Origin of the sequence: Rheinheimera pacifica, from assembly GCF_900108485.1 — a bacterium.
Taxonomy (GTDB): Bacteria; Pseudomonadota; Gammaproteobacteria; order Enterobacterales; family Alteromonadaceae; genus Alishewanella; species Alishewanella pacifica.
The window spans coordinates 365,176-391,550 of record NZ_FNXF01000002.1; the positions used below are offsets into that span (position 1 = coordinate 365,176).

Sequence of the window (26,375 nt, forward strand, 5' to 3'; positions counted from 1 at the left end):
ATCCACTCCCTTGTTTCACCCGTATTGCCTCCGCTTAGTGCGGAGGCTTTTTTTTTGCCCCACATAGTGTATATTTGTACAGCCTTAATGCCTTCACTGCTGATAACCGGAAACCACAATGGATAAAATCGATATTCGCGGGGCCCGTACCCATAACCTGAAAAATATTTCGCTGACCATTCCACGCGATAAGCTGATTGTGATCACCGGTTTATCCGGTTCCGGTAAATCGTCGCTGGCGTTTGATACGCTGTATGCCGAAGGCCAGCGCCGCTATGTTGAGTCGTTATCGGCTTACGCGCGGCAGTTTTTAAGTTTGATGGAAAAGCCCGATGTCGATCATATTGAGGGCTTATCACCAGCAATTTCGATTGAGCAAAAATCAACCTCACATAACCCGCGTTCTACTGTCGGCACCATTACCGAAATTTATGACTACCTGCGCCTGCTGTTTGCCCGCGTCGGCGAGCCGCGCTGCCCAACGCATGATTTACCGCTGGCGGCGCAAACCATCAGCGAAATGGTCGATAAAGTTACCGCCTTCCCCGAGGGCACCAAATTAATGGTGTTAGCTCCGGTGGTACAAGAGCGCAAAGGCGAACATGTAAAAACGCTGGAAACCTTAGCCGCCCAGGGTTATATCCGTGCGCGGATCGACGGCGAGGTGTGTGATTTATCTGACCCGCCAACGCTGGATTTACACAAGAAGCACACCATTGAAGTAGTGATCGACCGCATTAAAGTGCGCGATGACGTAAAAACGCGTTTAGCCGAATCATTTGAAACCGCGCTGGCGTTATCCGGCGGTGTGGCCAAAGTCGCTTTGATGGACGAGCCCGGTGCGGCCGAACTGGTGTTTTCCGCCAACTTTGCCTGCCCAAGCTGCGGTTATTCGATGGTAGAGCTGGAGCCACGGTTGTTTTCGTTTAACAACCCGGCCGGTGCCTGCCCCAGCTGTGACGGCCTGGGCATGAAGCAGTACTTTGACCGCAATAAAGTCATTGTCAGCGACGAGCTCAGCCTGGCCGGCGGCGCTATACGCGGCTGGGATAAACGCAACTTCTATTATTTCCAGATGCTGAAATCGCTGGCCGAGCATTACGGTTTTGCGCTGGACGTGCCCTTTAACAGCCTGACCAAGCCCCAGCAAGATGCGATTTTGCAAGGCAGCGGCAAAACGGTAATAGATTTTAAATACCTGAATGATCGCGGCGATATCGTGCAGCGCAGCCACCCGTTTGAAGGCATTTTGCCAAATATGGAGCGGCGTTACCGCGAAACCGAATCTAACTCGGTGCGTGAAGAGTTAAGCAAATATCTGGCGCATCAGGCCTGCCCAAGCTGCAACGGCACCCGTTTGCGCGAAGAAGCCCGCCATGTGTTTATCGGCCAGACTAACCTGCCGCAAATTGTCGAGCTGTCTATTGGCGACTGCATGGCATTTTTCCAGCAACTGGCTCTTACCGGCCAGCGCGCACAAATTGCTGAAAAAGTATTAAAAGAAATTCAGGACCGCCTGAGCTTTTTGGTTAACGTGGGCCTTAACTATCTTAACCTATCGCGCAGCGCCGAAACCTTATCCGGCGGCGAGGCGCAGCGTATCCGCTTAGCCAGCCAGATTGGCGCTGGCCTGGTTGGCGTAATGTATGTACTGGATGAACCGTCGATTGGCTTGCACCAGCGCGACAACGATCGCCTGCTTGGCACCCTGCGCCACCTGCGCGATCTGGGTAATACCGTGATCGTGGTCGAACACGACGAAGATGCCGTGCGCATGGCCGACCATATTATTGATATCGGCCCCGGCGCAGGTGTACACGGCGGCCATATTGTGGCCCAGGGCACGCTGGAGCAGGTTATGGCGGCGCCAGACTCGTTAACAGGCCAGTATTTATCCGGTACGCGCAAAATAGAAGTACCGAAAAAGCGCCATAAACCGGGTAAAAAATGGTTAGAAGTAGTAGGCGCAACCGGCAATAACTTAAAAAATGTTGATCTTGCCATCCCGTTTGGCCTGATGACCTGCATCACCGGCGTGTCCGGCTCGGGTAAATCTACCCTGATCAACGACACGCTGTTCCGGGTAGCACACCGGGTACTGAACAAAGGCGAGGGTGACGACCCGGCGGCGCATCGCGAAATTAAAGGCCTGGATCACTTTGATAAGGTTATCGATATTGATCAGAGCCCAATCGGCCGTACGCCACGCTCTAATGCCGCTACTTATACCGGTATTTTTACCGCCGTGCGCGAGCTGTTTGCCGGTACTCAGGAATCACGCTCACGCGGTTATCAGGTGGGCCGTTTCAGCTTTAACGTTAAAGGCGGCCGCTGTGAAGCCTGTCAGGGCGACGGTGTTATTAAAGTAGAAATGCACTTTTTACCCGATGTTTACGTGCCGTGCGATGTCTGTAAAGGCAAACGCTATAACCGCGAAACGCTGGAGATTAAATACAAAGGCAAAAATATCCACGAAGTGCTGGATATGACAGTCGAAGACGCACTGGCATACTTTGAAGCCATACCAGCGATTAACCGCAAGCTACAAACGCTGATGGATGTTGGCTTGTCGTATATCAAACTGGGGCAATCAGCCACCACACTATCGGGCGGTGAAGCGCAGCGGGTAAAACTGGCACGTGAGCTAAGCAAACGTGATACCGGTAAAACGCTGTATATTCTGGATGAACCCACCACCGGCCTGCATTTTTACGATATTCAGCAACTGCTGAACGTACTGCACCGGCTGCGTGACCACGGCAATACCATCGTAGTGATCGAGCATAATCTGGACGTGATAAAAACCGCTGACTGGATAGTAGACTTAGGCCCGGAAGGCGGCAGCGGTGGCGGCGAAATACTGATCGCCGGTACGCCAGAGCAAGTTGGCGACTGCGAAAAATCCTACACCGGGCATTACTTAAAGCCGTTGTTGGGTTAAGGTGCTTTCTGAGTGGCGGGTAAAAAAATGCATCATTGCAAAAGTCCCAATACGGGACTATGATTGCGCTATGAGAATAATTGCACTGTCTACGTTGAAGGCGTTCTGGCAAGATAAGCCGGAATATAGTGATGCCAAAGAGCCTATCCTTGCCTGGCATCGCCACGTATTAAATGCAGACTGGCATTCGCCTGCAGATGTAAAACAGGATTTCAGACATGCCAGTATTCTCAAAGATGGCAGAGTGGTATTCAACATAGCCGGTAATAAATACCGGCTGGTGGTTTGGATTAACTATGCCTACAAAGTCGTTTATGTGCGGTTTGTTGGTACTCACAGCCAGTATGATCAGATTGATGTGCAAACCATATAACCGCCGGAGCAGCAATGATGGATATTAAACCGATCAGAAATGATGCCGACTACCGCGCAGCGTTGCAGGAAGTCGAGCAACTTATGCTGGCACAGCCGGATACGCCAGAAGGCGAAAAGCTAGATGTAATGGTTACGTTGCTCGAAGCCTACGAAGCAAAGCACTTCCGTATGGACTTGCCAGACCCTGTTGAGGCCATTAAGTTTGAAATGGAGCGCAAAGGTTTAACGGTAAAAGATCTGGAACCAATGATCGGCAAAAGTAACCGCGTTTATGAGATTCTAAATTACAAACGCTCATTAACCCTGAAAATGATCTGGCGGCTGCATCAAGGCTTAGGCATTCCGGCAGAATCGCTAATTAAACCGCCGGTAAACTTGTCAAACTAAAGCCAGCGCCTTACCTGGTGGGTATAGGCCTGATACTTAGTGCCAAACTTATGCAGCAAGTGGCGCTCTTCCGGCGCGATCTGAAACCGGTTCATATACAGCACAAACAGCGGCAGCAACAGCAACGCTGCCGCGCTCATTAGGTAACAGGCCAGTGCCGCAAGCAGCAGTAAAAAGCCTAAATACATAGGGTTACGGCTGTAACGGTAAATACCCCGCGCCACCAGGCTGGAAGTTTGCTGCGGCACACGTGGGTCTACCGTGGTATTGGCGCGGCGAAATGCCAATACACCAGACAACGCCACGGCAACACCGGCTCCGGCAAAAATACACGCCAATACCAGCCCCCAAACCGCAGGCAAGGCTAAAGGCGGCACCAGTTGTGCCAGTAGCCACATCACTAATGCAAACAGCGCCACCAAAACAAGCGGCGGGATTTTAAGTTCTAGAGCCTTCATCGCAGCCATCCAAGATTTTCTTCGTTGTATCATACTACTTACATTGATTTATTAACTGAAGTTTGTTTGAAACTACATTTTTAGGCGCAGAAAAGTGTTGAGCTTTTACATTTTTATGCGCATAAAAGTGTGAAGCTGCAGTCAGGCTTGTTGAAAAATATGCTCACGATGAAAAGCAAGGAATTTTGCTGCTGGGTAAAACTTTTCTGGCAGCACTATTGGTCGGCCATGAAAACTAGCAATTGCCGTGTCAAAAAACAGGTCATTTGTATCCGTGTTTTGGCTAGACACTACTACCCGATAATCCTCGTCAATGGTGATCATACCCAAATCGAAGGCTTTGTCATGCAGTGCCGATAGCGCTAAACCATTATGCGGGTTTAACCTATTATGCTCGTCTTCATGCCACGGCACTATATGGCTGGCTACCAATAATTTGGGGTTAGCTAAGCCACTAATACAGCAACGCTGATTGTAAGCACTTAACACCGCATCGCGAAAGAACTGCTGGCCAATTCGCACTTTCACTTCGGCTATTTTTGAGGTGATTAAGTTACTGGGCCCGTCGATGGCAGTTGGAAAGCTAGTTGTACAAAGTTCCTGTTCTGCTTGCGCCATCGCAATAGAAAAAGCTGCCCAATCTTGCTGCATTTCTTGCCACATTGCTTTATCAGCACTAGATGCGCCGCTTAAACCCGAGCGTCCCGTAGAGGTGATGGCAGGGTCTAAGCTGGCAATATTGGATAGCTTCATTGCCAACGCCGAAGGTGTCCGACCAATCAAATTTGCGTACTGAATAATTTCAGGATTACGCATATGAAAGCGGCCAAAAGGTAAGCGGCCATAAAGGCTAAAAGCCACTAAACTTTGCTGCCGTGTCCAGCCTGATGACGCCATGCTCTATTCCGAAATGTCTGAATATTTCTATTTAAACAACATAATGTCACTGAAGTCTTCAATAAAAAAGGGGCAACAACTGTTGCCCCAAAAAACGCTAGTGTAGCTACCAGGGAAAACTTAGAACTGGCCGATAACGCCTAAGCTGTAGACTTTATAGCCAGAGCTATCGGCGTTGCTGCCAAAGCCGGCTTCTAATGCCCAGCTGCGGTTAAAGAAGTGCTTGGCATTCAGGCTGTAGTTGTCAACTTTGTCGTAAGACACGCCAACTGAGGTCATTGTATTGAAATAGTAATCTGCTTCTGTTGCCCAATATGAGCGGCCATCGTGATCCGTCAGCTTTACGCCAACAGCAATATAACGGCCATCATTCAAACCGGCGAAGTACTTGCTGCTGATACCGTAAAATTCGAACTCGTCATCGGTATAAGCGGTAAAACCAACATAGTCGTTACCCTGCAACTGGTAGTTGTAACTGGCAGAAAACTGGTAAGCAGCGCTTGTATCTTTTGGCTTGATAGCCTGAGCACGGATAATAAAGTTATCAGACACCAAGTAGCCCAGGCCGATTTGGTTTGCATAATTACCACTGACACGGCTATGTGCTGCAGAAACTACCAGGCCGTTTTGTGCGAAATAATCTCCGCTAATAGCCCACACATTGTTATCATCACGGTATGCCGCGGAAACGTTGGTTACTTTATTAATGTATTCAAACTGATCTAAAGGCCCTAAGGTCACTTTTTTATCGAAAAAATAAGTACCGTCCAGGCTCCAGTTTGTTTCGTTATCACCGCTTACACGAATATGATCAGCACTCACTCCAGTGAATAACTGATATTCTTCTGCAGATGCAGCTACAGAAGCGGCCAGTGCGATAACAGGTAATACATACTTTAACGTCATTGTTTTTATTCCCTAAGTTGGTAATTGCGGCGCGCATACTAACGGCAGGAAATACAAATGTAAAATAAAAACACAAATTAAGCTCACAAAACAAACCAAATGTTTACTTTTTAAACAAAAAAAGATAAGTGCTCTATGCTGCTAACAAGTTCCGCTTTAATCTTTGAAGCACCTGGCTTGGTTTATCTGCAGTTGTCTTTAAACACCTTACTTTGAGAATACACTTTTCTACAGGGAGAATAAGTATGTTAAAAACACTATTGGCGGTTACTTCTGCCGGCCTGCTATTTACTGCTCATGCCGCCACACTATTTGGTGCCGCAGTTGATAAAACGACGGTAATACCGGTTGAGCAATTGCTGGTGCAGCCTGCAAGCTATCTGGATAAAGTGGTTACGATCAGCGGTAAAATAGACTCGATATGCAGCAAACAAGGCTGCTGGATGAAATTTACCGCCAACAGTGAACAAGGGCCGTTCCGCATTAAAGTGCGCGATGGCGATATGGTGTTTCCGCTAAGCGCAAAAGGCAAAACTGCTTACGCCACCGGCACTGTGCGGTTATGGTCTCAAGGCGAAGATGAACCTGATGCTTATCAGCTTTACCCGACAGCAGTAGAAATAGCTGATTAACAAAGTGGGCATACTGCTATGCCCACCTATTCAACCGCTACCACACAACAATAGCCCGTATAAATACTACCGGGCGTGTTTCAGACGACAAATTTAGCCCGCACCAATAAATTATTATTGAGATTTATTATCATTAGCGTTAGCCTTTGCAAAACAAACCAGCTTACCTGCACGTGGAAATTAAATGGCAGTACCAACTAAACGCTTTAACCTTTCTGTTTTAATGGCCAGTCTGTGCCTGCCATTAGCCGTACAGGCTCAGCAGCAACCCCTGCAAGAAAGCCAGATTGAAACCATTACTGTACGTGGCGAAAAAACCGATCGTTCGCTGCAAGATACCTCCAGTAGTGTCGCTGTAACCACCGCATTGAGAATTGAGCAGGAAAATCTGCAAAACCTGGACGATATCTTAAACCGCACTGCCAACGTATCTGCGATGTATGGCAGCCGGGGTTTTACTATCCGCGGTATAGCAGACGAAGCCGGTGCCTCTAACCCACTGGCCACCATTTATCTGGATGGTGCCGCGCTGTCCAGCCAGATCAGCGATTCCGGCCCGACTGATTTATGGGATATTGCCCAGGTCGAGGTTATGCGCGGCCCACAGTCTACCATTCAGGGTGAAAATGCCCTGGCCGGCGCCATTATTATGCGTTCGGCAGAGCCGACAATGGACTGGACTGGTAAAGCCAGAGTGCAGTGGTCCGATCCTTCAGATCGGCGTATCGCCGTTGCCGGCGGCGGGCCGTTAATAAAAGATGAACTGGCTTTCAGAGTGGCGCTGGAGAAGCGGGATTTTGATGGTTTTGTGCATAATGTTACCCGTAATGAGCCGGAAGACGCGGTTGAATCCCTGCAGGGCCGTATTAAGTTGCTGTGGACACCGTCAGCTTTGCCGGGGTTTACTGCCAGATTAAGCCATATGCGCGACGACCGCGACGGCCCTTATATGTATGTCTACAGCGATATCAGCGACGGCGACTATTATGATGATCGTACCAACAGATCGGACGCCAAAGGCAGTACCGATATTGTAACGGATATCACCACGCTGGAGCTGGACTACCAGCTCAATGAACAGTGGTCATTGTCTGCTGTTACCGCTAAAAGCCGCTCTGACGTCAACCGTACTTACGATTCCGATCAGACTGAGCAAAATATCTCTTTCGGTAATGTCGCAGGGCTGCACGATACGCTGTCACAAGAGCTGCGGCTGCATTACAACGGCGATAAACTGCGGGGTTTGGTTGGCGGCTACTGGTCAAAGCGGGAAAACGATACCCTGACTACCACCCTGAGTAATGTCATTACCCCGGTAGGAACGATCAGCGCAGTATTGCAGGGCAATGGCCTGGACAGCACTACTGCAGCGCAACTGGCGGCGCTGTACGCCAGTGAACTGCCGCTGATCCCGGTAGATTATCAGAGTAAAGCCCCGACCCAATCGGAGAATCTGGCAGTGTTTTTTGATGGTGAGTATCAGCTATCAACGCAGTGGGCCCTGCTTGCCGGAGCCCGGCTGGATAAAGAACAATATGATTATCAGTCAGATACCACGGCTGTGTTTGCCGGCACGCTGCCAGATCCAGCTAATTACGGCCAGCCGGGGTCGGCACTGCATACCATATTCAGCGGGGTAAACGCCGCGGTATTAGCCATGGTAGATGATGCCAGCAGCAATGCGCCGGCCAGCAGCCGCGATTTTACTGCGTTTTTACCCAAACTGGGCGTGCGCTGGTCATATCACCCCGAGCAATCGCTGGCATTTACCGTGCAGCGCGGCTACCGCTCTGGTGGCAGCTCTTACAATATTGCCCGCGGCGAGGTGTTTGCTTACGAACCGGAATACACCACTAACTATGAACTGGCCTGGCGTAGCAACTGGCCAGAGCAAAACCTGACTATTAACAGCAATCTGTATTATATCGACTGGACAGATAAGCAGGTTATTGCCAATTTTGGTATTAATAACTTCGACAGCCATACCGTTAATGCCGGTAAGTCGCATTTATATGGTGCAGAATTCGAGCTGCGTCAGCGGCTAAATAACCAGTTCGACTGGTATGGCTCTTATGCGTATTCGAAAACCCAGTACGACGAGTTTGATACCATAACAGACGCTATTATCAGCAACTTTTCCGGCCAGCCTTTTGCTTACGCACCGCGTCATACCGCAGCAGCAGGGGTAAACTGGTATCTGGCTGATAACTGGGCACTTAATGTCAACGGTAACTTTCGCAGTAAAGTCAGTACCGGCCCACGCGATAGCACGCTGTGGCTGTCCTCCAGAACCCTGTTTAACGCCCGGCTAAGTTATGATCAAACCAACTGGTCAGCCTATCTGTTCGTCAACAACCTGTTGGATAAAGGCTACCAGCAGTACCGCTGGCTTGATGAGCCGGTAGCAATCCTTGGCGCACCAAGAGTCATTGGCGCCGGCGTGCAGTGGCAATGGTAGTGGCTGTATGACGTTACTGCTGGCCTTAATCTGCCTGAGTATCACAGCCATGGCGGTGTATATGCTGGCGCCGCAGCAGCAATTAATACGCCGTAAACCCCGCACGCTATGGCTTGGCAGCATTGCTATCAGCAGCCTGTTGGCGGCTGTGCTACTGCTAACACCGGGCTATGGTTTCTGGCCAGCCTGTTATCTGGCGTTAACCTGGTTAATGCTGGTTTGGCTGTTGCTACCGCTTATTGCAGTATTTAAAAAGGTGAAATATGGCGGCTAAACACTGGGCGGCGGCATTGTTCGGCTTGCCACTTACCATCGCCTGGGTTGGCATATTGGCGTTGTTATTTCCCGGCACGGCACAACAAGCTATTTTGCCGTGGTTATTACTGACCTTTCCGTTGTGGGTAGCGGTTATGGCGCTGATGTACTTAAGCCGCAGCGGTAAACGGTTGTGGCTGCTGGTTAGCGCCTTAACCATCCTCAGTTACGGCGCATTATGGCTGTTAAAAACAACCGGCACGGCGATATAAATGAAAGTTATTACTCAAAAAAACTTCCGTAACCTGCACACCTGGACGGGCCTGCTGACTGGCTTACTGCTGTTTATTGCCTTTTATGCCGGTGCGGTGTCGGTGTTTGTACACGAGCTGCAGCAGTGGCATGCCACCATTCAGCCCTCTGCAACCACTGCTCAGCTACAACAGGCACAACCGCTTATTGAGCAGGTACTGCAGCAATACCCGGAAGCGGCACATGGCTTTAACCTGATGCTGCCGGGAGTACATGGTGCCGATTTAGCGGTACTCTGGTATGACAGCGACAGCGCAACCCAATATAAATTTGTTGCCGACAGCCAGCAACAACTGCAAAAGCAAACCGCCAGACAGGATTTTATCAGCCTGATCTATGATCTGCATTTTACTGCCGGCTTACCGCGTCAGGCGGGGTTGTATCTGTTTGGTCTGGCCTGCATTTTGTACGGTCTGGCGCTGGTAAGTGGGGTGGTTATTTACGCGCCGGTGTTTATTAAAGATTTATTTGCGCTGCGTTTAGGCCAGAGCACCAAGCGGCTATGGCAGGATGCACATAACCTTATTGGCGTGCTGTCGCTGCCATTTCATATTATTTTTGCCTGGAGCGGCGCAGTACTAACCATCGGCTTTTTACTGCTGGCACCGTTTCAGTTTGTGGTGTTTGACAGCAAACTGCTGCAAATACTGGAGCCCGACTTTGATGTGGTCGCTCATGTTGAGCCATCTGGCATTGCCGCCCCGCTGTTACCCGCCGAAACCCTGCTGGCCATGGCCGCGCAGCACTTGCCGGCGATGCAGGCTGAGATGCTGTTTTACCATGATGCCGGCGATGCCAACGGCACTGTTACCATCTACGGCGAATTGCCATCACCAACACTTACACAAAGAGCGATAGTCGTACTAAACAGCAGCACCGGCGAGCTGGCTGGGATGCAAACCCCGGAGCAGTTCCGACCGGGCACGACCTTTCTGCGTGGTTTACAAAACCTGCATTACGGTGATTTTGCCGGCTATGCCTCCAAATGGCTGTATTTTATCTTAGGCCTGGCAGGCGCTTTGCTGTTTTATACCGGTAACTTACTCTGGCTGGAAGTGCGGCGGCGCAATAGCAGCGCGCAACCGGCAAAAATACGGCTGATGGCCTCACTTACGCTTGGAGTGTGTTTGGGCGCAATGGCCGGTATTTCAGCGTTGTTTATCGCCGGTATATTACTGACAGAACCCTGGCATAAAACGGTGTATTTCAGTGTGTTTTTTGCAGCGTTAGGCTGGGCTTTTTTGCGCCAGCCGGCCAAAGCCGGTGCAGAGTTACTGTATTTAACGGCACAGCTAACCTTGCTGATGCCTTTTGCAGCCTGGTACCACAGTGGCCAGTTTTTCCTGGCAGCTTTATTAGATGGCAACGTCTTACGCTTTATGGTGGAAGGTACGGCGATATTACTGGCGGTATTGTTCTGGCTACTGGCGCGCGCGGCGAAAAAGCGGGCAGATAAAACCGATAACAGTATCTGGGCAAAATCATAAGCCCTTGTTAAATACCGTAGCTAAACGTATGGCAGAGGCAACACGTATCAGCTTACATACTTTGTGCCGTTAACCGCAGCAAGTAAGCTTTAAGCTGTGCTACCCGCTGCGGCCGGTTGAACAGCCGATACAATTGCAACCAGTCGGCCGGCGGCATCCAGCAGATGCCGTCCTGCCAGTGGCAACGCTGCGGATTAAATTGCCAGTTGGTTACTGCATCACCCTGTTTTACCGCTATACCAGCCATGAGTTCAATATCGGGCCAGCCGTCACGGCTAAAGCGGGCAAAATGCGCAGAAGCATATTCCGCATGCGCCGGTGTTACCTGCAACGAAAACTGCGGCTGCAACACCTGACATATAACGGCAAAATCCTGTTCGGTACAGACAATATCAATATCATTCGGTTTAGCTTCCAGCCCGAGTTGCCACAGCAGGCAACTGCCGCCAACACCAAACTGAAAGGGTTGCAGCACAGTGCAGAGTTGCTGCAATTGTGCCGGTAAATTATTGTGCTTCATCCAGTGCCCCTATCAGCCGGGCCAGAAAAGCCAGCTTTTCGTTGTTGAGCTGACGATAGTCAAAGTAAGGACATACTAACAGCCGGTTATGTTTATCAACGGCAAATTCGTTATTCAGCCAGCTAAGCTGTGCTGGTAAGCCGGCCTCCAGCAATGCTTTGGCGTGAGTGCGGCCAGCAATAATATGTACAGCGCCCTTTGCTGGCTGAAGCTCAGGCATACTAAACATTAACGCTGTATTGCTACCGGCTTGCAATAAATATTGATCGCGGTATTGCTGCCAGCTACCGGCGTGCTGCGTAAAGGCAAATTGTTTGGTGTCCAGCGCAAATAACAGCTTGGCATACACATTAAACACCTTGCGCCAGCCATTGCCGCAGGCGCGATTGATCAGCTCTGTTTCGCCACTGTGCAGCGGCTGCATTGTCACTAAATCAGCATACTCTGCCATTGGCGGCCGGTTAGCAATATACACGCGGATGCCAGCGGTGGTATCACCAAAGCCTGCGGCTGATATAGGTAGGGTTTTCATAGCCTTGCTCAGCATTTATTCAGGCTGCTACTTTAGCATAAGCCCTTGCCTGCAGTGTTATAGCAGGTTAATTTTAGCCATTACTTTGCCAGGGACTGCATATGTCATCTTTTTCTGTTGCTGCTGTTAACCGGCTGGACCATTGGTTAATGCAGGTTACTCCGCCCGCCGATACCAACGGCTTTCGCCGCTTTTGCTGGGAATTCTGGTTTTTTGGCTTAAAGCAGGCGCGGGCCTGTTTATTTGTTGCCTTGTTTTTTGCCGCGGTGTTGCTGGTGCCACGCGCCGGGTTTCTGGGCATACCACGTTATGATGTTTTGCTTATTCTGGCGCTGTTAATTCAGTACTGGATGGTGTGGAGTAAACTGGAAACCGTCGATGAGCTAAAAGCGATTTGTTTGTTTCACCTGGTCGGTTTTGCGCTGGAGGTGTTTAAAACCTCGGGCGCTATTCAATCCTGGAGTTACCCCGATTTTGCCTACACTAAGGTATTTGGCGTGCCACTATTTGCCGGTTTTATGTATGCCGCCGTCGGCAGTTATATTATTCAGAGCTGGCGTTTAATGCAGCAAAGGGTGGCGCACCATCCGCCTTACTGGATGGCAGTGCTGGTGGCACTGCTGATATACGCCAATTTTTTTACCCACCACTATATTGGTGATTACCGCTGGTATATTGCCGCTGCCACCCTGGGGCTGTACGCCCGCAGCGTGGTGTACTTTACGCCGCTGGACCGTGAGCGCAGCATGCCACTGTTACTGGGTTTTGTGCTGGTGGGCTTTTTTATCTGGCTGGCGGAAAATATCAGCACCTTTATGGGGCTGTGGAGTTACCCTAACCAACTCGGCGCCTGGTCAGTAGTGCATTTAGGTAAGTGGAGTTCGTGGTCACTGCTGGTGATTATGACCTTTACCATAGTGGCGCAGTTAAAATACGTAAAACAACGTATTGATGTGCCACGCTAGGCAATAAAAAAGGGCCGCCTGCTGGCAGCCCCTATGGATATGAGTGATTAAGCGTCTTTTTTTAGCAGGAAATCAATCAGTTCCTGCATTTCTTTTTCATAATTACGCGAGTCCAGCGCGGCATTATTAATTTTGTACTTACCGTTTACTACCAGCATAGGCACGCCGGTTAAAATACGCTTTTCAGATAGCTCGTCCTGCTCTTTTTTCATCTGATTAACTGCACCACGTACTGAAAAGCTTTTCATCGCTTTATCATAGGTGTCGGCGTCAATATCATGAATTAATACCAGGCTGCGGATCTCGTTTTCATTGGAAAACGGGGCGCGGTTACGGTGGATCTGATTAAAAATAGCACTGGCTATCTGATCGCCTTTACCCTGGCTTTTTGCTACCACATAAGCGCGGGCCAGCGCGTTTTGCAGCTCGGGTGAGGCAGCACGGATAAAATCAACGTGCACTTTTTTAAATTCGGTACCCTCTGGCAGCTTTTTAGCAATACTTTGCGCTACCGGTTCGAACGCATTACAACCACCACAGTAAAACGAAAAATACTCTTTTACTTCCGGCTTGGCGGTTTTCTGCTCAGAGATCACTTCATAGTGCTTACCCTGTTCAAACTTGGCCTGGGCAGCAAAAGGCAGCAACAGTGTTAACGCAATCACAGATAACAGCTTTTTCATTTCGGATTATGTCCTTAAATAGACCAGATGGAGCACAGCTTAACAAAAACTCAGTAGTCTGGCACTAGCGAAAGTGGCGCTTGTTGCAACAGATAGAGTTGTTCTTTTAATGCCAGGCATTGTTGTTCCCAGTATTTGTCTGTGGCAAACCACGGAAAGTTCATCGGGAACGCCGGGTCCTGCCAGCGCCGCGCCAGCCAGGCCATATAATGCACCATCCGCATGGCGCGCAGCGGTTCAATTAATTTCAGCTCTGAAGGGTCAAATTCGCAGTATTGCTCATATTCTTCCAGCATCAGCTCCAGCGTGTCGCGCTGCTGCATCCGATCGCCGGACAACATCATCCAGATATCCTGAATCGCCGGGCCACTGCGGCAATCGTCCAGATCAACGAAAAAGGGCCCCTGATCGACATAAAACAAATTACCGGCATGACAATCGCCATGCAGCCGTATCAGGCTGGTGGGCTTATATTGTTTTACACAGAGCGCAATAACCTGATCCAATGCAGTGTCAAACGCCGGGCGCAGGTAAGACGGTATAAACTGCAATGCGCTTAGCACCTCGCGGCTTTGTAACAGATGGCTTTCAACGCTAAACGCCGGGCGGTGGCTAAAAGGTTTTACTTTACCTACCTGATGCAAACGTCCAAGAAAACGGCCCAGCATGGCTAGCTGTTCATCGTTATCAATTTCCAGCGTGCGGCCACCGCGGCTTGGAAACAGCGCAAAGTAATAACCACCATACTGTAACAACGACTGGCCGTTTACTTTTAACGGCGCAACTACCGGAATATCAGCCGCAGCCAGTTCAAAAGCAAAATCGTGCTCTTCCTGCAGTTGCTCTGCTGTCCAGCGCTGTGGCCGGTAAAACTTCACGACAAACTTTTCCGGCTTTAGCGCATCACCGCGATAGGCGCTGAACTGATACACGCGGTTTTCATAGCTGTTTAGTGCAGATAAACCAGAGCTGACATCCAGCCCCAGTTGTTGCAAAGCATCGATAATCAGATCCGGCTGTAAGGTTGAAAAATCAAAGGCCGTCATAGGGCTCCTTAGCGGCCAACAAAAAAGGTAGTGGACTGAGCCAGTTTAACATCCGGGTTATCAGCTTGCTGCACAGTAAAACGAATATCCAGGCTGCGCTGCTCTGTGCTGTATGGGTCCAGCGCCAGGCTTATCGGTACGCTACGGGTTTCACCGGCACTGATACTCACTTGCTGCGGGCCAATCCAGGTAAAACTTTCGCTACCGGCCACGCTAAGGTCAAACTGCACCGTATGCTGCGACTTATTCGAGATACTCAGGGTATAGGTATTTTCTACCAGGCCTTCGTTTGTTTCACGGTAAAGTTCGCCGCGGTCGCGGATAATGTTCATTTCCAGCGGTACCCGGCTGTACAGTGTCCAGGCAAAAGCCACACACACCGCAACCAGCACCAGCATATAACCCAGTAGTTTAGGCCTTAACACCCTGGTGGGTTTACCATTTAAGCTGTGTTCGGTGGTATAGCTGATAAGCCCCGGCGGGTAGCCCATTTTGCTCATGGTGTCATCACAGGCATCAATGCAGGCGCCACAGTTAATGCACTCATACTGCAGGCCGTTGCGTATATCTATCCCGGTTGGGCACACCTGCACACACAGGTTGCAGTCGATACAGTCACCCAGGCCTTTTTCTTTGTAGTCTTTGTCTTTCCGGCTGCGGGGGCCACGGTTTTCGCCGCGCTTTTCATCATAGGTAACGGTAAACGTGTCTTTATCAAACATCGCCGACTGAAACCGGGCATAAGGGCAAATGTGCGTACACATAATTTCGCGCATCCAGCCGGCATTGCCGTATGTACACAGGGTGAAAAACAGCACGGAAACCACCGCCCAGAAGCTGGCTTCAAAGGTAAAAAACTGAATAAATAACGGCCCGACAGGGGTAAAGTAGCCGACAAAGATCAGTGCAGTAAGCAGTGAAAATGCCAACCAGCAAAAGTGCGTAGCGGCTTTTTTAAAAAACTTGCTGACAGACCAGGCATCGTTATCCAGTTTAATCCGCTGGTTACGGGTACCCTGAATTTTTTCTTCAAACCAGATAAAAATAAAGGTCCATACCGATTGCGGGCATAAATAGCCACACCATACCCGGCCATAAAACGCGGTAACAAAAAACAATGCATAAGCGGCGATAATAAACAGCCACGCCAGAATGGTGAAATCCTGCGGCCATAATGTCAGGGCAAAAATATTGAATTTCTGTTCAGTAATATCCAGCAAGATGGCCTGATGGCCGTCATACTGCAGCCAGGGCAACAGCATAAACAGCCCCATAAACACAAAACCCATATAGCGCCGTATGGCCTGATGCAGGCCTTTTACCGCCCGCACATAGATGCGGTCTCGCGGGTTATAATGTCCGCTATGGCTACTATCCGGTTTATGTACTTCAACGTGTACCGGAATATTTTTGATGTCTATTTTTTGCTGATCCAAGGAAAACCCCGTTACTGCATATTACGCCAGCTGCCAAGTATAACAGTTTGCCCGGCTGAATTTTTGACATGAAACAAAGCAATATCTGTGCCTGTAGCATTTTTGCTGTATCGGACCCAATCTAGCGCAGAAAAACGTAAACTAAGTTTACACCTACTGCTTAAAGTGTAAACTTAATATGCAGCTGGCAGATATTCACTGCCGCCCCGTGCGCAGCGCAGCACTATCCGTTACAATGCCGCCATTGCTTACCGGAGTAGAAGCTGATGAAGAAGTTGTTTTGGCTGGTTGTTGTTATTCTGCTGGTGATTACTTTTTCTGACCATAACCTGATCCGCCCCCATAAAGAGCAATTATTTACGTTGATATTGGACAAAGCCGCTATAGCTGGCGACAGTAAAGAAGCTGCACTGCGAACTACACGCAAGCAACTACTGGCCTTATCTGAGCAATGGGGCGAAGGCCAGCGTACCCAGTTGGATAAAGCCAGCAGTAGTATCGACAACCTGCTGCAATTTCAGCGGAATTACTGCAAAAATGGTGATTTTAACCCGTTTTTGTATGGTGAGCCGTTAAAGCAAAGCTGTGCAATAATTGAAAACCAAATGCACAACCTGACTAAACCCTAAGCAGAGGATTGCCAATGCGTACCTGTGGTATCGAAATTAAAGGCAGCGAAGCCATTATTTGCCTTATGACCCTGAAAAATGGCTTGTTCGACTTACCGGATTGCCGGCAAAACCGTTTTGCGCTGAGTAAAGACCAGGATCAGGAGCAAATGCGCCATTTTCAATTTACTTTCGCTAAGTTTATTGAGGATTACCAGATAACCCAGCTGGTTATTAAAGAGCGGCCACAAAAAGGTAAGTTCGCCGGTGGCGCGGTAGGTTTTAAAATTGAAGCAGCATTGCAACTGATTGCCGGTTGTAACTGTCACTTAATCAGCGCCAGCGAACTGAAAGAGAAGCTAAAACGCCACCCGATACCGGTTGATTTTAAAGCCACGGGTTTAAAGGTATTTCAGGAAACTGCCTTTCTTACCGCTTACGCTTTTTTAGCTAAATAAAAAGCGCTTGTATAAGCGGGTACCACTACAGTACCCGCCGCCTGCACTAGCGCAGCCGTCTTCTGGCTACCAGCAGCATACCCGCCAGCAAACTTAACCAGCCAAAACTGCCTGAGCTACCGCCATCACCGTTATTGTTGCCACCGCCAGCTGACGTATTAGCAACCGGGTTAAGGCCTGCAACAGTATTTACACGGGCATCAACCACAACGATGCTTTCAATAGTAACTAAATTAGATGCCACCAGAGGTTTATTATCGTCTCTGTCACTGCTGCTATAGTTACGCAACGGCAAATCGGAAATACCCGGGAAGGTAAAACGCTGTAATCCTGCAATAGCATCTACCACCTCCATACCCTGTGCCGTGATTTGGCCAAACACGGTAAAGCCGCTATTTTGTGTATCCAGCCGCGGCGAACCACCACTGTTATTGGCTAAATTTATAAACCACTGATTGGTAGCACTGTTTGGGTTGTTAGATTGCTTGGCCATAGCCACCGTAGCCCGCACATTTGACCATTTAGGTTCATTTACAATCGGTGAAAAAGTGGCAACGGCCTTTAACGGCAATTGCTTATCGAAGGTGAAACCACCACCCTGCACCACAAAACCCGGTACTGACCGATGAAACACAGTGCCGTTATAGCGGCCGGCATTAACGTAGCTAAGAAAATTTTGCACAGTTACCGGCGTAGTTTGATCAAATAAATTAATTTCAAATTTGCCCACATTAGTGGTTACTTCAACAATAGTGGCGTAACTGGCCGTGCTGCAAAGCAGCGCTAAAGCAGCACCTGCGGTTTTAATTAGCTTGCGTTTCATTACTGAATTCTCCGTTTTAATTGAGTTGCAGCTTAAGGCAGTTAAAGTGGCAAAATCCAGCCAGATAACAATTAATTACGCTTTAGTTACAGATTGTCTGCCACGCCGCAGGTTTGTGGTTTTACCGGCTGCCGGTCTGGTTGATTTTTTCCGGCCCCAGCGTCTGGTTTTGCCCTGCGGTAAACCGGCCGGCGTGACTGTTGCAGCCTGGCTAATAAGCAGGCCAAGCTCAGTTTGCAGCGGCTGCATAAAAGCCTGATAGCTGGTTTCACGCTGGCAAATGCGGCTTAACTCAGCCTCCCAGCGGGCGGTCATATCGGGCAGGCTGGCTTGTGGTGGCAGGGCATGGATCAGCGCCTTGCCGGTATCGGTAGCACGAATTTGCTTACCCTGGCGCTGCAAAAAGCCGCGCTTAAATAACAGTTCAATAATACCGGCTCGGGTGGCTTCAGTACCCAGGCCGTCGGTCTCGCGCAATACCGCTTTAATAGCGGGATCACTGACATAGCGGCTGATACCTGTCATTGCTGCCAGTAAAGTGGCATCGGTAAAAGGTTGTGGCGGCTGGGTGTGTTTTTCCAGCAACTGCGCGCCGTAACAATGTAATTGCTGGCCTTTATGCAATTGCGGCAGGCTCTGCAGGATTAAATCATTGTCTGGCTGGCTTTTTTGGCTTGCCTCCTGATTACTGGCAGAGCGGTATAACTGCTTCCAGCCGACAGACAACTCGGTGTTAGCTTTTGCACGAAATAAACCACCGGCGATAGTCAGTTCAACCAGCGTTTCGCTATAGCAATAGGCCGGGTAAAACTGCGCCAGATACTGGCGGGCAATCAGGTAATACAGCTGTTTTTCCGCCTGGGTTAAGCCGGTAAACGCCTGCCGTTTTTCTGTCGGGACAATAGCGTGGTGCGCTTCAACTTTACTGTCGTTCCAGGCTTTGCTTACCCGTGCCATATCGGCCTGCTGCACAGCCGCGCTGAGCTGGCTGTCATTGGCAGCGATTGCGCCGGTTACCGCAGCAGCCCGGCTTAGCTGCCCGCGTGGCAAGTACCGGCTGTCCGAGCGCGGGTAGGTAATAAGCTTGTGTCGCTCATACAACTGCTGGCAATTATCCAGCACTTGCTGGGCTGTCATGCCGTAGCGTTTGGCAGCGTCAATTTGCAACGCCGACAGATTATAAGGTAGCGGTGCCGGCTGTTTACGCTCTTTTTGCTCTACGTTACTCACCAGCGCCGGTTGGCCGGTAATTTTCTGCTGCACTTTTTCTGCTAACGCTTTTAACAGCACACGGCCGTCTTCATCCTGCCAGGAAGCGCAGGCCTCGCTGGGTTGCCACATGGCGCTAAAACGCTGTTTGTCGCTGGTTTCTACCTCTGCCAGCACCTGATAAAACGGCTTGGTGACAAAATCAGCAATATCCTGATCCCGCCGCACTACCAGCCCCAATAAGGGCGTTTGCACCCGGCCAACAGATAACACGCCCTGATAACCGGCTTTTTGCCCCTGCAAGGTGTAAGCCCGTGTCATATTCAAACCATACAGCCAGTCGGCGCGGCTGCGTGCCAGTGCTGAGGTAGATAAGGGCACAAAATCTTTATTTGATTGTAGCTGTGCCAGCGCCCGCTTTACTGCCGGAGGATTTAAATCGCTGATCAGCAGGCGCTGCGTTGCCGCCAGTTTGTGGCCGCTAACACCACAGTACGCCAGCACTTCGTCTACCAGCAACTGGCCTTCACGATCTGGATCGCCGGCATGCACCAGCTGATCAGCCTGTTTAATCAGCTTTGTTAATATGCTTAACTGGCTTGCGGCAGACTTTCTTACTTTTAACTGCCATTTATCTGGGATTATCGGCAATTGTGCTATTTGCCAGCGCTTATACTCCGGGTGATAATCTTCCGGCTCGGCCTGCTCCAGCAAATGGCCCACACACCAGCTGACAACATCGCCATTAGCCAGCCGGATAAAACCGTTATCTTTGTGCTGTGGCTTGGGCAATACTGCGGCTATCGCTCTGCCTAAACTGGGTTTTTCTGCGATATAGAGGATCATAGCCAACACCTAACTGTTTTTATATACAGTAATTTAGCCAGTTAAACGCCATGATGCAAATAAAATGTAATAAAAAAATTTGGTTTTAACGGAAAAGTGCATAGAATACTGATCTTTGTAGCGTTGACCTACGATATTTCTTTGTACTTCCACCCCAGGCAGTCGGATAAGTAAACTATGACGCAATATAGTGACGTTAAGAAAATCTGTGATGAGTTACAAAAAACAGGTAAGCCGGTTTCTCTGGATTATTTAATTTCCCAAGTGCCTGGTGCACAGGCCAGCCTGGTAGTGCACTATCAAAAATGGCGTAATGAACAAGCCAACCGGGCGCCGGTGCAAACATCCGCAGAAAGCCTGTTCAGCCCCGAGTTTGTTGCCGCATTTCAACACGAAGCAGAACTGCGCGCCAAACAACATACCGATCAGCTTAACCAACAATTACAACAGGCGATGCAGGCCGAAGTGCTGGCGGCAGAACACAACCGCGAATTACAACAAGAACTACAGCAACTGCAGCAGCGTAAAGCCGAGCTTGAAACCAGCCAACAGCAGCAGCAACAGCAACTTAGCACTCAGGCAGAAAAATATGCCGCCCTTACCGAAGAACGCGATCAGGCCCTTAAGCTAACCCAGAAGCAGCAGCAAGAGCTAACTGACGCCCGGCAACAGTCTGAAACGTTACAAGCCTCGCTGACAATGGCGCAACAGGAACTGGCAACAACCCGCCAGGCCATTACCGGCCTGCAGCAACAACTGGCCGCATCTGAGCAAGCGCAGCAACAGGCGCAACAGCAAGCTGAAACCATCCAGTTAAAAGTTATTGGCTTGCAACAGGCACAGGATGAACTGGAAGAACAACTACAACACGAACAACAGCGTAACCAGCAAAAACTGCAACAGTTGCAAGCCGAACTGGCAGCCGCCGAACAAGAACTTGAGCCGCTGCAAAGCAAGGCCAAAGCAGCCGAACAAACCGAACAGCAGTTACAGGCGTTGCAGCAATCTGAAGCCAGAATAAAAGCCGCGCTTGAAGCGGCGCAGCAAGCCAATAAAAAGGCGCTGCAAGATTTGCAAACCCGCGATCACGACGTAACCGAACTACAGGCGATGCTGGAAGAGTTTGAAAACAAACTGCACCAAGCCACCAAAACGGAAACCCAGGCCGTCGCCCTGACCAAACGCTTACAGGCACAGTTAAACCAGTTGCAACAAACATCAACTGAGCAAGGCACAACAACCAATGATAGCGCAGTGGCTGAGCAACAAGCAGCCCTGCTGGCCGAGCGCGACGCTGCTCAGGCGCAACTGACTAAACTGCAGCAGCATTCTGAAACATTGCTTGCAGAGCGTAACAACGCCCTGGCGAAACTGGAGCAGGCACAAGCACAACTTAACGCAGCAGACAGCATACAGCCGGCCGCAGCCGAAATGTCTGCGCAGCAGATAGCCGAACAGGAAAAACTGCAACAACAACTCAGCGCCTATGAAAAACAGTTGTCAGCCCTGCAAAAAGAACGTGAAACCGCGCTGCGTGAAGCAGCCGAGCAACGTGACGCTGCGCAAAAAGTGCAGCAACAGCTGGATGCCATGCAGCAGGCACAAGTGAGTGATGAAGCCGATGACACCGATATTCATGCCACGGTGGCACAGCTTAAAGCCAACAATGCCATGCTAAAAGAGCAAAGCGCTATTACCGCCGGCCATCAGGCCGAACAGCGCGAAACCATTAAGCAACTGCGTGAAGAACTGCAGCAGCAGCGCGATATGGTGCACGATATGCAAATAGAGCAGGAAAAACTGCAGAAACAAAAAAACCAGCTTGAACAACAAGTCAGCTTTGTTAAAGATAACGCCGCAGCCACTATTGAGCGCTTAACCCGTTACCGCGAGCAAGCGCAGGAAAAAATAGAAAAGCTGGAGAAAAAACTGGGTATGAATAAAGCATCAGACGCTTAATAACGCCGCACTTACTGCGCAAAGCTAATACGGAAACAGCTGCCGGGCGCCTCACCCGGCACGTAGTGTAGCTGCGCATCCTGCACCTGCAATAACGCCCGCGATAAACTTAAACCAATACCGGAACCCGTTTGTTTAGTGGTAAAAAACGGAATAAATATCTGCTGCACCACTGCCTCGCTAATGCCTGGCCCACTGTCGGCAATATCCAGTTGCCAGCGCCGCTGAGCGTCGGGTTGCAGGCTTAGGGTTAACTGTTTTTGCGTTACTTCTGTCATGGCATCCATGGCATTTTGTAGCAGGTTAATCAGCACCTGCTCCATTAATGCTTCGTCCAGCCACAACATGGCCTGTGCCGGTAAGTTGGTATGCAGTTGTATACCTTGCTCCGCCAATGCACTGCGCTGCAACGCCAGGCAACTATGAATAATTGCCACCAGATCGGTATGTTCTAACCGGGGTTGTACCGGTTGGCTTAACTGTTTAAATGACTGAATAAAGCCCGCCAGGTGCTGACCACGGCGGTTAATAGTACTAAGAGCTTCATCAAGATCAGCATGGTCGCTGTGGTTTAACACCGTATCTGCCGCTGGCAGAATTTGCCGGCAACTTTGCGCCAGCGACGCCATCGGCGTGACCGAGTTGGCTATTTCGTGTGTCAGCACCCTTGTCATCTGCTGATAGGCCTGCACTTCCTGCTGCAACAAGGCCTGATGAATGCTTTGTAAGGTTACCAGCTTACGCAACTGGCCCTGAATACGGGTGCACACTATGCTCAGCGCCAGCCGGTCAGTATAGCCCGGCTGTTGCCACTGCAACTGGCCCTGATAATGCGTACTGGTTTGGCTCAGTATAGCCGCCAGTTGCTGTAAGTTAGTATCGTCAAACCGGCCCTGTTGCAGCTGTTGCCACTGCTGCGCAGACAACAAGCGCTGCGTTGCCGGGTTAGCCTGCAGCAACTGGCCGTTATCGGCAAACTCCAGCACAGCAATATCCAACTGGCTCAGCAGGGTTTGCAGGTACTGCGCCCGGGCTTCCGCCTGCTGGCGGCTACTGCTGAGTTGTTGCTGCACCTGTGCCAGCAAAGACTGTAAAGCGCTCTGGCCCCGCAGTGTCAGTGATGTATCCTGATTGGCCAGCGCTTTTAATACCAGCGCAGTCTGGTGCTGCTGCCTGCGGTTGTGCCGCCAGACAATCAGTGCGCACAACAGCGCTGCCAGGCTCAGCATAACAGCCAGCGCCGAAGGCCCGGCCAGCCACTGCAGACAGGCTAACATCAGCAACAGGGTGTAACCGCCCAGCAGCAATAGTAAGCGCATATTAAAGCCCATATTTTTCCAGCCGCCGGTATAAAGCACCACGGGTTAAACCCAGTGCTTTGGCGGCCTGGCTGACATTGCCCTGATAATACTGCAGCGCCTGGCGGATCGTTTTTTCTTCAACAAAATCAAGAAAAAAGTCGTTATCGGCAGTGTGCACTGCACTGTCGGAAGCCGCTACCGTTGGCAACTGGCTGAAATCCAGTGTACTGCCCTCGGCCAATACCACGGCACGCTCTACCGCGTGTGCCAGCTGGCGCACATTGCCCGGCCAGTCGTACTGCTGCAGCTTATGTTTATCACTGCTACTGATCTGTAAAGCATCTCGCTGGTATTTCTGGCTGTAATGCTTAAGGTACCAGTCCAGCAACTGCGCAATATCGCTTTTGCGCGCCCGCAGCGGCGGCAGTACAACTTCTACGGTATTAATGCGGTACAACAGATCCTGGCGAAAGGCGCCTTCGGCCACCGCCTGATATAAGTCTTCATTGGTGGCGCACACCAGGCGGATATCCACCGCCACACTCTGGCTGCCACCTACCGGCACCACAGTGCGGCTTTGCAACGCCGTTAACAGCTTAGCCTGCTGCGCCAGCGGCAGGTTGCCCAGTTCGTCCAGCAGCAGGGTACCGCCATTAGCCTGCACAAAACGTCCGGCGTAGTCGCTTTTGGCATCGGTAAAGGCGCCTTTTTTATGGCCGAATAACTCACTTTCCAGCAAGCTGCTGCTTAAGCTGCCCATATCAACGCTTACCAAAGGTGCAGCTGCACGCTGCGATGCCTGATGAATAGCCTGGGCAACCAGGGCTTTACCGGTACCGCTTTCCCCCAGCAGCAATACGTTAGCATCGGTTTTTGCCACTTTTTCAATAGTGCGTAACACCTGTTGCATAGCAGGGCTGTCGCCCAGCAGCGGAATCGTTTCTGCGGCGGCGGTCTTGCTGTTTGCTGCGCCACTGTGGCCGGGGCTGCCAGGTTGGGGTTGTTGCAATAATGCTTGCTGCAGTGCCTCCAGCAGTTGCTCATTCTGCCAGGGCTTGGCAATAAAATTAGCCGCCCCCAGCTGCATGGCTCGCACCGCCAGCGGCAGAGCGGCGTAGGCTGTCATCATCACTACTTTTAAGCCGGGCCGGGCTTTTAATGCCTGTTTTAAATAAAACAAACCTTCTTCGCCACTTTGCGTATCGCGGCTGAAATTCATATCCAGCAACAACAGATCAAACGGCTGGCTGCCAAGCATACTTTGCAGTTGCGCCGGCTCATGCAGCGTAACCACCTGGGCAAAGTGCTGTTTTAAAAAAATCCGGCTGGCGGTAAGAATGTCGTGGTTGTCATCCAGTACCAGCACATTAAATGGCTGCTTCATTGTTACATCCTTGGGTTTATCTTTGCACCCTACCCGAAAATACCAGCGCCGCGCAACAAGCTTTTAAATCCAACAAGTTAGCGATTTCAGCAGGTGTCCGTTAATGGACACCTGGCTGTACCACCAGCGGACACTATTGCAACCGAAAAAACTATAAAGTGTTGAATTTTAAAAGTTTAGTGTTTGGCATGGCCTTTGCGTTAATAACACTAACTCGCATCGCTATTTTTTTCGGAGCATACAGATGGACAAGAAGATAAGCCCCAGTGTCAAAAGTCGGCTGATAAAGCCTGTTGTTGTGTTTAGCTTGCTGGCCGCCACTGCCTGGTTTGGCACTAACTGGCAGGCCAGCGCGCAAATGTCGGTATTGCTGCCGCTTAGCTCTGTCAGTACCGCCATAGTGCAACAGCAAAGCCTGCAGGAAAGCATAGCGCTGCGCGCCAATGTACTGCCGCAGCACACGGTTTTTCTGGATGTTATTGAAGGCGGCCGGGTAGAGGAAAAACTGGCCGAACAAGGCCAGTTTGTTGAGCAAGGCCAGCCACTGGTTAAACTAAGCAACACCGCCTTGCAGCTGGATTTAATCAGCCGCGAAGCTCAGGTAACCGAGCAGATGAATTTTTTGCGCAACACGCAAATGACGATAGAAACCAACCGGCTGAACCTGCAGCGCGATGTGCTGGATATTGAGCATCAGATAACCACGCTAAGCCGCAACCGGGCTCAGAGCGAGCCACTGGTAAAAACCGGCGTGTTAGCCCAGGAACACCTGCTAAACCTGCAACAGGACTTACGCTATCAGCAGCAACGCTTACAACTGACAAAGCGGCAACAGCAGCAGGAAGAAGCCATTCGCCAGCAACAACTTAGTCAGCTAAGCGAAAGCGTAGACATGCTGACAAAAAACCTCGAGTTTGCCCGGCAAAACGTACAAAACCTGCTGGTGCGCGCACCGGTAAGCGGCTATTTAAGCGAGTTTAATGTAGAAGCCGGTGAATCACGCGCGCCGGGCAGCCGCATGGGCCAGATTGACCTGCCAGAGCGTTACAAGCTGGTGGCCAGCGTAGACGAATTTTACTTAAGCCGCGTTAGTACCGGTATGCAGGCAGTAGCCAGCCTGAACCAGCAGCAGTTGCCACTTACCGTAAGCCGCATCGACAGCCGGGTGGTAAACAACCAGTTTCAGCTTGAATTTGCCCTGCCGGGCGAGCACAGCGTAAAACGCGGCCAGTCGGTTAACCTGAACCTGCTGCTGGAGCAGCAGCAACAAACCGCACTGGTGCTGCCACGCGGCGCCTACTTAGCCGACAGCGCAGGCCAGTATGTGTATGTGCTGGACGGCCGCACCGCCACGGCGCGTAAGCAAGCCGTTACGCTGGGCAAACAAAGCGCCAACCAGATCGAAATTGTCAGCGGCCTTAATGCCGGTGATCAGGTGATTATTTCCGGCTATCGCGAATTCCAGCAAGCCGATACTATTCAATTACAACAATAAGG

25 protein-coding genes are annotated in these 26,375 nt (G+C 50.4%); 13 read left to right on the forward strand and 12 right to left on the reverse strand.

Translation table 11 applies throughout. From position 1 onward, the window contains the following. Positions 1-118 precede the first annotated feature (118 nt). The 3 genes from uvrA (at position 119) to BLW68_RS04120 (ending at position 3,703) form a co-directional block, all read left to right on the forward strand. Positions 119-2,941 carry an excinuclease ABC subunit UvrA gene (gene uvrA, locus BLW68_RS04110; RefSeq protein ID WP_092790503.1) on the forward strand — a complete coding sequence of 941 codons (2,823 nt, stop codon included), beginning with the start codon at positions 119-121 and terminating at the stop codon, positions 2,939-2,941. A gap of 70 nt (positions 2,942-3,011) precedes the next feature. Next, positions 3,012-3,314: a type II toxin-antitoxin system HigB family toxin gene (locus BLW68_RS04115; protein WP_092790505.1), complete on the forward strand. Its 303-nt coding sequence runs from the start codon at positions 3,012-3,014 to the stop codon at positions 3,312-3,314. Positions 3,315-3,328: 14 nt separating this feature from the next. After that, complete coding sequence (locus tag BLW68_RS04120) at positions 3,329-3,703, forward strand: helix-turn-helix domain-containing protein (RefSeq protein ID WP_425438493.1); 375 nt, start codon at positions 3,329-3,331, stop codon at positions 3,701-3,703. Here the strand turns inward: BLW68_RS04120 and BLW68_RS04125 are convergent. The 3 genes from BLW68_RS04125 to BLW68_RS04135 form a co-directional block, all read right to left on the reverse strand. After that, entirely contained in the window at positions 3,700-4,161 is a 462-nt protein-coding gene (locus BLW68_RS04125) for a methyltransferase family protein (protein WP_092790508.1), read from the reverse strand. The genes BLW68_RS04120 and BLW68_RS04125 overlap by 4 nt on opposite strands. Before the next feature lie 141 nt (positions 4,162-4,302). Then, the gene (locus BLW68_RS04130) at positions 4,303-4,977 is read right to left on the reverse strand and encodes an HNH endonuclease (RefSeq protein ID WP_245728263.1); all 675 of its coding nucleotides are present in this window, start codon (positions 4,975-4,977) and stop codon (positions 4,303-4,305) included. Positions 4,978-5,178: 201 nt separating this feature from the next. Further along, entirely contained in the window at positions 5,179-5,964 is a 786-nt protein-coding gene (locus BLW68_RS04135) for a putative porin (RefSeq protein ID WP_092790512.1), read from the reverse strand. A gap of 245 nt (positions 5,965-6,209) precedes the next feature. Here BLW68_RS04135 and BLW68_RS04140 point away from each other — a divergent pair, with 245 nt between their 5' ends. From BLW68_RS04140 to BLW68_RS04160, 5 genes are all read left to right on the forward strand, one after another. After that, positions 6,210-6,596: a DUF4920 domain-containing protein gene (locus BLW68_RS04140; protein ID WP_092790514.1), complete on the forward strand. Its 387-nt coding sequence runs from the start codon at positions 6,210-6,212 to the stop codon at positions 6,594-6,596. A 184-nt stretch (positions 6,597-6,780) separates the two neighbouring features. Next, positions 6,781-9,054, forward strand: a complete 2,274-nt coding sequence (locus BLW68_RS04145; RefSeq protein WP_218141296.1) for a TonB-dependent receptor — start codon at positions 6,781-6,783, stop codon at positions 9,052-9,054. Between the two features lie 7 nt (positions 9,055-9,061). Next, positions 9,062-9,328, forward strand: coding sequence for a hypothetical protein (locus tag BLW68_RS04150; RefSeq protein ID WP_092790516.1), 267 nt, complete (start codon positions 9,062-9,064; stop codon positions 9,326-9,328). After that, positions 9,318-9,581: a hypothetical protein gene (locus BLW68_RS04155; RefSeq protein WP_092790518.1), complete on the forward strand. Its 264-nt coding sequence runs from the start codon at positions 9,318-9,320 to the stop codon at positions 9,579-9,581. The genes BLW68_RS04150 and BLW68_RS04155 overlap by 11 nt, the downstream gene beginning before the upstream one ends. Further along, entirely contained in the window at positions 9,582-11,108 is a 1,527-nt protein-coding gene (locus BLW68_RS04160) for a PepSY-associated TM helix domain-containing protein (protein WP_092790519.1), read from the forward strand. A 52-nt stretch (positions 11,109-11,160) separates the two neighbouring features. Here the strand turns inward: BLW68_RS04160 and BLW68_RS04165 are convergent, their stop codons facing one another. Together BLW68_RS04165 and BLW68_RS04170 are read right to left on the reverse strand one after the other, a co-directional pair. Next, complete coding sequence (locus tag BLW68_RS04165) at positions 11,161-11,628, reverse strand: hypothetical protein (protein WP_092790520.1); 468 nt, start codon at positions 11,626-11,628, stop codon at positions 11,161-11,163. Next, positions 11,615-12,160, reverse strand: a complete 546-nt coding sequence (locus tag BLW68_RS04170; protein WP_092790681.1) for a DUF6942 family protein — start codon at positions 12,158-12,160, stop codon at positions 11,615-11,617. Before BLW68_RS04170 ends, BLW68_RS04165 begins: the two co-directional genes overlap by 14 nt. A 101-nt stretch (positions 12,161-12,261) precedes the next feature. Here BLW68_RS04170 and BLW68_RS04175 point away from each other — a divergent pair, with 101 nt between their 5' ends. Further along, positions 12,262-13,125, forward strand: a complete 864-nt coding sequence (locus tag BLW68_RS04175) for a DUF817 domain-containing protein (protein WP_177172152.1) — start codon at positions 12,262-12,264, stop codon at positions 13,123-13,125. Positions 13,126-13,172: 47 nt separating this feature from the next. Here the strand turns inward: BLW68_RS04175 and BLW68_RS04180 are convergent, their stop codons facing one another. The 3 genes from BLW68_RS04180 to ccoG are packed head-to-tail and all read right to left on the reverse strand — an operon-like array spanning position 13,173 to position 16,290. After that, positions 13,173-13,808, reverse strand: coding sequence for a thiol:disulfide interchange protein DsbA/DsbL (locus tag BLW68_RS04180; protein ID WP_092790522.1), 636 nt, complete (start codon positions 13,806-13,808; stop codon positions 13,173-13,175). A gap of 50 nt (positions 13,809-13,858) precedes the next feature. Continuing rightward, positions 13,859-14,854 carry a serine/threonine protein kinase gene (locus tag BLW68_RS04185; protein ID WP_092790524.1) on the reverse strand — a complete coding sequence of 332 codons (996 nt, stop codon included), beginning with the start codon at positions 14,852-14,854 and terminating at the stop codon, positions 13,859-13,861. Between the two features lie 8 nt (positions 14,855-14,862). Beyond that, the gene (gene ccoG / locus BLW68_RS04190) at positions 14,863-16,290 is read right to left on the reverse strand and encodes a cytochrome c oxidase accessory protein CcoG (protein ID WP_092790526.1); all 1,428 of its coding nucleotides are present in this window, start codon (positions 16,288-16,290) and stop codon (positions 14,863-14,865) included. A 266-nt stretch (positions 16,291-16,556) separates the two neighbouring features. On the opposite strand from ccoG, the gene BLW68_RS04195 reads away from it, so the two are divergent. Both BLW68_RS04195 and BLW68_RS04200 read left to right on the forward strand, forming a co-directional pair. Next, the gene (locus BLW68_RS04195) at positions 16,557-16,919 is read left to right on the forward strand and encodes a hypothetical protein (protein WP_092790528.1); all 363 of its coding nucleotides are present in this window, start codon (positions 16,557-16,559) and stop codon (positions 16,917-16,919) included. Positions 16,920-16,933: 14 nt separating this feature from the next. Further along, the gene (locus BLW68_RS04200; RefSeq protein WP_068236982.1) at positions 16,934-17,356 is read left to right on the forward strand and encodes a DUF3010 family protein; all 423 of its coding nucleotides are present in this window, start codon (positions 16,934-16,936) and stop codon (positions 17,354-17,356) included. 46 nt (positions 17,357-17,402) lie between these two features. On the opposite strand, the gene BLW68_RS04205 is transcribed toward BLW68_RS04200, so the two are convergent. Next, positions 17,403-18,179: a peptidylprolyl isomerase gene (locus BLW68_RS04205; protein ID WP_092790530.1), complete on the reverse strand. Its 777-nt coding sequence runs from the start codon at positions 18,177-18,179 to the stop codon at positions 17,403-17,405. A gap of 75 nt (positions 18,180-18,254) precedes the next feature. Then, the gene (locus BLW68_RS04210; protein ID WP_092790532.1) at positions 18,255-20,234 is read right to left on the reverse strand and encodes a DNA topoisomerase III; all 1,980 of its coding nucleotides are present in this window, start codon (positions 20,232-20,234) and stop codon (positions 18,255-18,257) included. Positions 20,235-20,411: 177 nt separating this feature from the next. Between BLW68_RS04210 and BLW68_RS04215 the strand changes: the two genes are divergently transcribed. Next, on the forward strand, positions 20,412-22,193 hold the full coding sequence (locus BLW68_RS04215; protein ID WP_092790535.1) for a coiled-coil domain-containing protein: 1,782 nt from the start codon (positions 20,412-20,414) through the stop codon (positions 22,191-22,193). Between the two features lie 11 nt (positions 22,194-22,204). On the opposite strand, the gene BLW68_RS04220 is transcribed toward BLW68_RS04215, so the two are convergent. Both BLW68_RS04220 and BLW68_RS04225 read right to left on the reverse strand, forming a co-directional pair. Further along, on the reverse strand, positions 22,205-23,512 hold the full coding sequence (locus tag BLW68_RS04220; protein WP_177172153.1) for a sensor histidine kinase: 1,308 nt from the start codon (positions 23,510-23,512) through the stop codon (positions 22,205-22,207). 1 nt (position 23,513) lies between these two features. Next, positions 23,514-24,878, reverse strand: a complete 1,365-nt coding sequence (locus tag BLW68_RS04225; RefSeq protein WP_092790541.1) for a sigma-54-dependent transcriptional regulator — start codon at positions 24,876-24,878, stop codon at positions 23,514-23,516. Positions 24,879-25,122: 244 nt separating this feature from the next. On the opposite strand from BLW68_RS04225, the gene BLW68_RS04230 reads away from it, so the two are divergent. Further along, a complete protein-coding gene (locus BLW68_RS04230) occupies positions 25,123-26,373 on the forward strand; it encodes an efflux RND transporter periplasmic adaptor subunit (RefSeq protein WP_092790544.1) in 1,251 nt (416 codons plus the stop codon). Positions 26,374-26,375 lie beyond the last annotated feature (2 nt).